This is a genomic window from Phenylobacterium sp., from assembly GCF_036723115.1.
Classification (GTDB): Bacteria; Pseudomonadota; Alphaproteobacteria; order Caulobacterales; family Caulobacteraceae; genus Phenylobacterium.
In genome coordinates this window covers 1-5,742 of the sequence record NZ_DAIMHV010000169.1, presented here as the reverse complement: position 1 = coordinate 5,742, position 5,742 = coordinate 1, and the positions used below count along the sequence as shown (strand labels likewise).

Annotated in this window: 6 protein-coding genes; 4 read left to right on the top strand and 2 right to left on the bottom strand. The window is 67.8% G+C overall.

What is annotated here, in order from left to right; genetic code table 11:
• Positions 1-120 precede the first annotated feature (120 nt).
• The 4 genes from V7D28_RS13540 (at position 121) to V7D28_RS13525 (ending at position 3,196) form a co-directional block, all read left to right on the top strand.
• Complete coding sequence (locus V7D28_RS13540; protein WP_333587913.1) at positions 121-618, top strand: recombinase family protein; 498 nt, start codon at positions 121-123, stop codon at positions 616-618.
• A gap of 130 nt (positions 619-748) precedes the next feature.
• Positions 749-1,924: a vWA domain-containing protein gene (locus tag V7D28_RS13535; protein ID WP_333587912.1), complete on the top strand. Its 1,176-nt coding sequence runs from the start codon at positions 749-751 to the stop codon at positions 1,922-1,924.
• A gap of 64 nt (positions 1,925-1,988) precedes the next feature.
• Entirely contained in the window at positions 1,989-2,654 is a 666-nt protein-coding gene (locus V7D28_RS13530; RefSeq protein WP_333587911.1) for a TetR/AcrR family transcriptional regulator, read from the top strand.
• Complete coding sequence (locus V7D28_RS13525; RefSeq protein WP_333587910.1) at positions 2,651-3,196, top strand: MOSC domain-containing protein; 546 nt, start codon at positions 2,651-2,653, stop codon at positions 3,194-3,196. Before V7D28_RS13530 ends, V7D28_RS13525 begins: the two co-directional genes overlap by 4 nt.
• Before the next feature lie 12 nt (positions 3,197-3,208).
• On the opposite strand, the gene V7D28_RS13520 is transcribed toward V7D28_RS13525, so the two are convergent.
• Both V7D28_RS13520 and V7D28_RS13515 read right to left on the bottom strand, forming a co-directional pair.
• Positions 3,209-4,636, bottom strand: coding sequence for a UdgX family uracil-DNA binding protein (locus V7D28_RS13520; protein ID WP_333587909.1), 1,428 nt, complete (start codon positions 4,634-4,636; stop codon positions 3,209-3,211).
• Between the two features lie 2 nt (positions 4,637-4,638).
• The coding region (locus V7D28_RS13515) for a putative DNA modification/repair radical SAM protein (protein WP_333587908.1) at positions 4,639-5,742 on the bottom strand (1,104 nt) is incomplete at its 5' end.

Here is a 5,742-nt window from a genome sequence, read left to right as displayed (position 1 = left end):
GCCTACATCCCGCCCGATTGGCCGATTATTGCCGATGTTTAAGGGTCGCGGCTTTGACGCAAGGTCGGGGTTCTGGGTAATTGCGGTCGACGCGCGACAGATGAGAGGGGCGCCCCATCGATGCTGAGGATCGGCTATGTTCGGCTGCGTGATGCGCGATCGGCGGACGACACCGCGATCCTGAAAGACTTCGGTTGCCACGTGGTGCGCGCCGAGGAACCCGTCGAGCCGGGCAGCGACGAACAGGCCGTCCTCTATTCCATTCTCGACTTCATCGGCGAGGGCGACCAGATGGTGGTCACCCGCCTGGATCATCTGGGCCATTCCACTCGCAATGTCCTGCGGGTCATCGACCGGCTGGAGGCCCGCGGCGCCAGCCTCTTCGTGGTCGAGCCGGAACTTTGCAGCGATGGCGAAGGCGGCCGGGCCCTGCGCGCGGCCCTGGCCGCCGTGGCCGCCGTCGAGCCGGTCTGGGCCGGCCGCAAGCGCCGCCGCGCGCCCGCCGCCGAGGAGATTCGCGCCCTGCAGGAAGCCGGCGTGGGTCCGGTGGAGATCGCCCGCCGGCTCGGGGTCTCGCGCATGACGGTCTGGCGCAAGCTGAGGGCGCTGGAGGCCTGAGGCCCCGGCGACGTCCCGCCGGAACGATTCCCCACATTCCAGCGGCGTCCCACGCTGGACATCGGCGCACCGCCGCCCCATCCTTGCGGATCAAACGTCTGTTCGTCCCGCTATTTGGGAAGGCCGCCCCATGTTCATGCGCTTTTTCACCGAACTCCGCGAGGCCAAGGTCCCGGTGACCTTGAAGGAGTACCTCATGCTGATGGAGGCGCTGGACAACAGCGTCATCGATCGCTCGGTGGAGGACTTTTACTATCTGTCGCGCGCGGCGCTGGTGAAGGACGAGAAGAACCTCGACCGCTTCGACCAGGTGTTCGGCCATGTGTTCAAGGGTCTGGACAAGGTCGAGGGCGTGGGCACGGCCGACATTCCCGCCGAGTGGCTGGAGAAGATCAGTGAGAAGTTCCTGACCGAGGAGGAAAAGGAGCAGATCAAGGCCATGGGCGGCTTCGACAAGCTCATGGAAGCGCTGGCCGAGCGCATGAAGGAGCAGAAGGAGCGCCACGAGGGCGGCAACAAGATGATCGGCACCGGGGGCACCTCGCCCTTCGGCGCCAACGGCTATCATCCCGAAGGCATCCGCATCGGCCAGGACAAGGGTCGCCACGGCAAGGCGATCAAGGTCTGGGACAAGCGCGAGTACAAGAACCTCGACGACTCCGTCGAACTGGGCACCCGCAACATCAAGGTCGCCCTGCGCCGGCTGCGCAAATGGGTCCGCGACGGCGCCCATGAAGAACTGGATATGCCCGGCACCATCCGCGGGACGGCGGAGAAGGGCTATCTGGACATCCACATGCGGCCCGAACGCCGCAACAAGGTGAGCGTGCTGATCTTTTTCGATGTGGGCGGATCGATGGATTCCCACATCAAGATCTGCGAGGAGCTGTTTTCCGCGGCCCGCTCAGAATTCAAGAACATGGAGTTCTACTACTTCCACAACTGCCTCTATGAGAGCGTCTGGAAGGACAATCGGCGCCGCCATGCCGAGAAGATCAATACCTGGGATGTGCTGCACAAGTTCTCCAGCGACTACAAGGTGATCTTCGTCGGCGACGCCACCATGAGCCCCTACGAGATCACCTATCCGGGCGGCTCGGTGGAGCACTGGAACGAGGAGGCGGGCGCGGTATGGGTCGATCGCGTGTCTCAGATCTATGAGCACATGGTCTGGCTCAATCCCACCGCCGAGCGGCACTGGGCCCACACCCCCTCCATCGAGGTCATGCGCCAGCTGGTGAACGACCGCATGTTCCCGCTGACCATCGAGGGCCTGGACAAGGCCATGCGGGAGCTGGCCCGCTGAGGTCGAAGGGACGGTGGCGATCCGTCCACGGCTGTTATGCTGCCGGTGAAGGATCGAGATTCGCATGACCACGCCGGGATCGCCGCCATCGCCCCAGCCCGAGGCTGAGATGCAGGAAGCCGCCACCAAGGCGGCGGTCTTCTGCGCCGCTGAGCGGCTGTTCGCCCTGCACGGCTTTCAGAACGTTTCGGTGCGCGACATCACCGCGGCGGCCGGCGTGAACCTGGCCTCGGTCAATTATCACTTCGGCTCCAAGGACGGCCTGCTGTTTGAAATCTTCCGCCGGCGCACGGCGGAGCTGAACCGCGAACGCGCCCGCATGCTGCACGAGGCCAACGGCCGGCATGACGGCCGCCCGCCGATCCGGGACATTCTCGAGGCCCTGTTCGCCCCGCCGTTGAAGTGGGCCGAGCCCAATGGCGACCGGCGCATCTCGGTGCAGTTCATCATCCGCGCCCGCAGCGAGGGCACCGCGGAGATGCGCGAGGCCCTGCAGAACGATGTCTCTCACCTGCGGCGCTTCGCCGACGCCCTGATCGCCGCCCGGCCGGATCTGCCTCTGGACGAGGTCTATTGGCGCCTGCACTTCTGCCTGGGCATGGTGCACAACAACCGCTTCGCCGAGTTCGATCGCCTGCACCACCTGTCGGACGGTCTGACCCGCGAGCAGGACGCCGACGGCCTGCTGGCCCGCATGCTCGACTTCGCCGAGGCGGGCTTCAAGGCGTGAGCGGTCCAGGGCGCGTCACCCATGTGGCGCGCCGGCCGGGCCATTCGTTTTCCAAGACGCTGCAGGACGAAATCCGCCTGATCGCAGGGCATGGGGTGGAGGGCGACGGCCATGCCGGCGCCACGGTGCAGCATCGCTCGCGGGTGGCCCGCGACCCCGCCCAGCCGAACCTGCGCCAGGTCCATCTGATGGCCGGTGAATTCCACGACGAGGTCAACGGCCAGGGCTTTGCGGTCGCCCCCGGCGACCTGGGGGAGAACATCACCACACGCGATATCGACCTGCTGTCGCTCTCGACCGGCGCCCGTCTCCACCTGGGCGACGAAGCGGTGGTGGAGGTGACCGGACTGCGCAATCCCTGCTGGCAGCTGGACGCCTTCCAGACCGGATTGACGGCGGCGAGCCTTGGCCGCGACGCGCAGGGCGGCCTTGTGCGCAAGGCCGGGATCATGGGCGTCGTGCGGACCGGCGGACTCGTGCGTCCCGGCGACCTGATCCGGATTGAGGCCCCGGCCGTCTTCAGGCCGCTGGAGCGGGTCTGAGGGCGCCCCGCCTCAGACGAGGCTCCAGGCGAACCGGAGATCGGCGACGAACTGCTCATAGGCCCGGGCCTTGGCCGCCGGATCGGGGGTGCGCAGCAGGAAGGACGGATGCCAGGTGACCACCCCCTGCGCCTGATCCTCCAGCTGGAAAACCTGCCCTCTCGCCCCGCCGATGGTCAGCGGCTTGCCCATCACCGCGCGCACCGCGGTGGCGCCCAAGGCGACGATGACCCGGGGCCGAACCAGGCGGCGCTCGGCCTCCAGCCACCCCCGGCAGGCCTCGATCTCGGCCGTCTCCGGGGTCTTGTGCAGGCGGCGCTTGCCCCGCAGCTCGTGCTTGAAGTGCTTCACCGCATTGGTGACATAGGCTTCTGCGCGGGGCACGCCGGCGTCCGCCAGGGCGCGGTCGAACACCTGGCCCGCCGGGCCCACAAAGGGACGTCCGGCCAGATCCTCCTGGTCGCCGGGCTGCTCGCCCACGAACATCAGCCGCGCCTGACTGGGCCCCTCGCCCGCCACGCCCTGGGTGGCGTCCTTCCAGAGCGGGCAACGGCGGCAGGCGTCCACCCCGGCCGCCACCTCTTGCAGCGTGGTCGGCGCCGCGCCGTCGAATGCGGCGTCACGGCTGGCGCGTCGGGCGGCGCGGACGATGCGGCGCTGGGGTTCTGACGGGCTCTGGGCCACCATGGTCTCGGTCCGGGCCTGGGCGTGGCGGGTCAGTTCGGGAATGAGCGCGGCCTCGGGAAGGTTGCGCCAGTAGCGCTTGGGCATCTCCTTCTGCATGGCCGAGAGCCTCAGCCGGGCGGGGTTGAAGGTGGCCGCGTAATAGGTCCGCCAGAAGGCCTCCAGCTCGTCCTCGGCCGGCGCGTCGGCGGGGTCGGCGCCGGGCGTGAAGGTCAAGGCATGGCGGTCCCAATGGGCGCAGACGTCCGGCGTCAGGATCGAAAAGGCCATGTTGGCGAACCGCCGGACGAAGAAGGGCGCGGTGGCCTCGGTGACCCGGTGGGCCGGTTCGAACCAGGCCACGAAGGCCTCTTCCCGCGGCTCGGCCTGAACCTCGCGAAAACGGACGAAGGCCTTCATCTTGTGGGCGGCGCGGTTCACCTGCCGCTCCATGTCCCGGGCGCGCGCCACGTCCGGATCGGCGGGCTGGGCCAAAAGGCGCGGCTCGGACGCGAGACGCCAGAGCAATCGGTAGAGCAGGTCGAACCGGGCCGCCGAGCGGTGCAGAACCACCCGGCGCGCCAGGTCCATGAAACCTGGCGAGACCTTGATCTCCCCGCGGGCGGCTGGCGGGGCGGCCTCGGCGAAAAGATCGGCCGCACCATCGTCCACCGTCCAGATCACCTCAGCTGGAGACATCTCTGTCAGCCGCAGGGCGCGCGCCGCCTCCCGCCAGCCGTCGAAGTCGGTCTCTGAAGCCAGGCGGACGATGCGCATGTCTAAAACAGGCTCGGCTGTTCGGGCGGCGGGGTGAACCGCGCCCGGAGCCCTTCGGCGTCGGTGAGGCCGCCAGGCCGCCAGTCTTCGGCCACCACGAAGGGTTTCAGCTTCTCCACGCTGCGGCAGATGCGCTTGACGTCGGCCAGGCGCAGGCGCGTCTGCCGCCTGGCGGCGATCAGCCGGTCGACCCCCTTAGCCCCCAGGCCGGGCACCCGCAGCAGGCGCTCGCGGTCGGCGCTGTTGAGGTCCACCGGGAACTGCTCCCGGTTCTTGAGCGCCCAGGCGAGTTTGGGATCGATGGCCAGGTCGAGGTCCTCACCCGGCGCGGCGATCTCGCCGGTCTCGAACCCATAGAAGCGGATCAGCCAGTCGGCCTGGTAGAGCCTGTGCTCGCGCATGAGCGGCGGTCGCTGCGGCGGCAGGGCGCTGGAGACGTCGGGGATGGGGCTGAAGGCCGAATAATAGACCCGTCGCAGGCCATAGGCGCCGTAAAGCGAGGCCGAGCGGCCCAGGATCTCGCCATCGGAGGCGCCGTCGGCGCCGATGATCATCTGGGTGGACTGGCCGGCCGGGGCGAACTTCGGCGGCCGGGTGCGGCGGGCCGGCTCCCGTCCCGCATCGATGCCCAGCCGCACCGCCCCCATGGCCTTGCGGATGACGCCGGAGTCCTTTTCAGGCGCGAAGGCGGCCAGGCTTTCGTCTTTCGGCAGTTCGATGTTGATCGACACCCGATCAGCATAGAGCCCCGCCTCATGGACCAGTTCCGGAGAGGCCTCGGGGATCAGCTTCAGATGGATGTAGCCGCGGAAGTCGTGGACCAGCCGCAGCTCGCGGGCCACCTGGACCAGCTGCTCCATGGTGTAGTCGCCTGAGCGGATGATCCCCGAGGACAGGAACAGCCCCTCGATATAGTTGCGCTTGTAGAAGCCCAGGGTGAGATCGATCACCTCCTGGGTCGTGAACCTGGCCCGCGGCGTGTTGGACGACACCCGGTTCACGCAATAGGCGCAGTCATAAATGCAGTAGTTGGTCAGCAGGATTTTCAGCAGGCTGACGCAGCGGCCGTCGGGGGTGTAGGCGTGGCATATGCCCATGCCCTCGGT

Coding starts and splice junctions, on each gene's coding strand:
- V7D28_RS13540 (WP_333587913.1), top strand. CDS start 121: ATGCTGAGGATCGGCTATGTTCGGCTGCGTGATGCGCGATCGGCGGAC.
- V7D28_RS13535 (WP_333587912.1), top strand. CDS start 749: ATGTTCATGCGCTTTTTCACCGAACTCCGCGAGGCCAAGGTCCCGGTG.
- V7D28_RS13530 (WP_333587911.1), top strand. CDS start 1,989: ATGACCACGCCGGGATCGCCGCCATCGCCCCAGCCCGAGGCTGAGATG.
- V7D28_RS13520 (WP_333587909.1), bottom strand. CDS start 4,636: ATGCGCATCGTCCGCCTGGCTTCAGAGACCGACTTCGACGGCTGGCGG.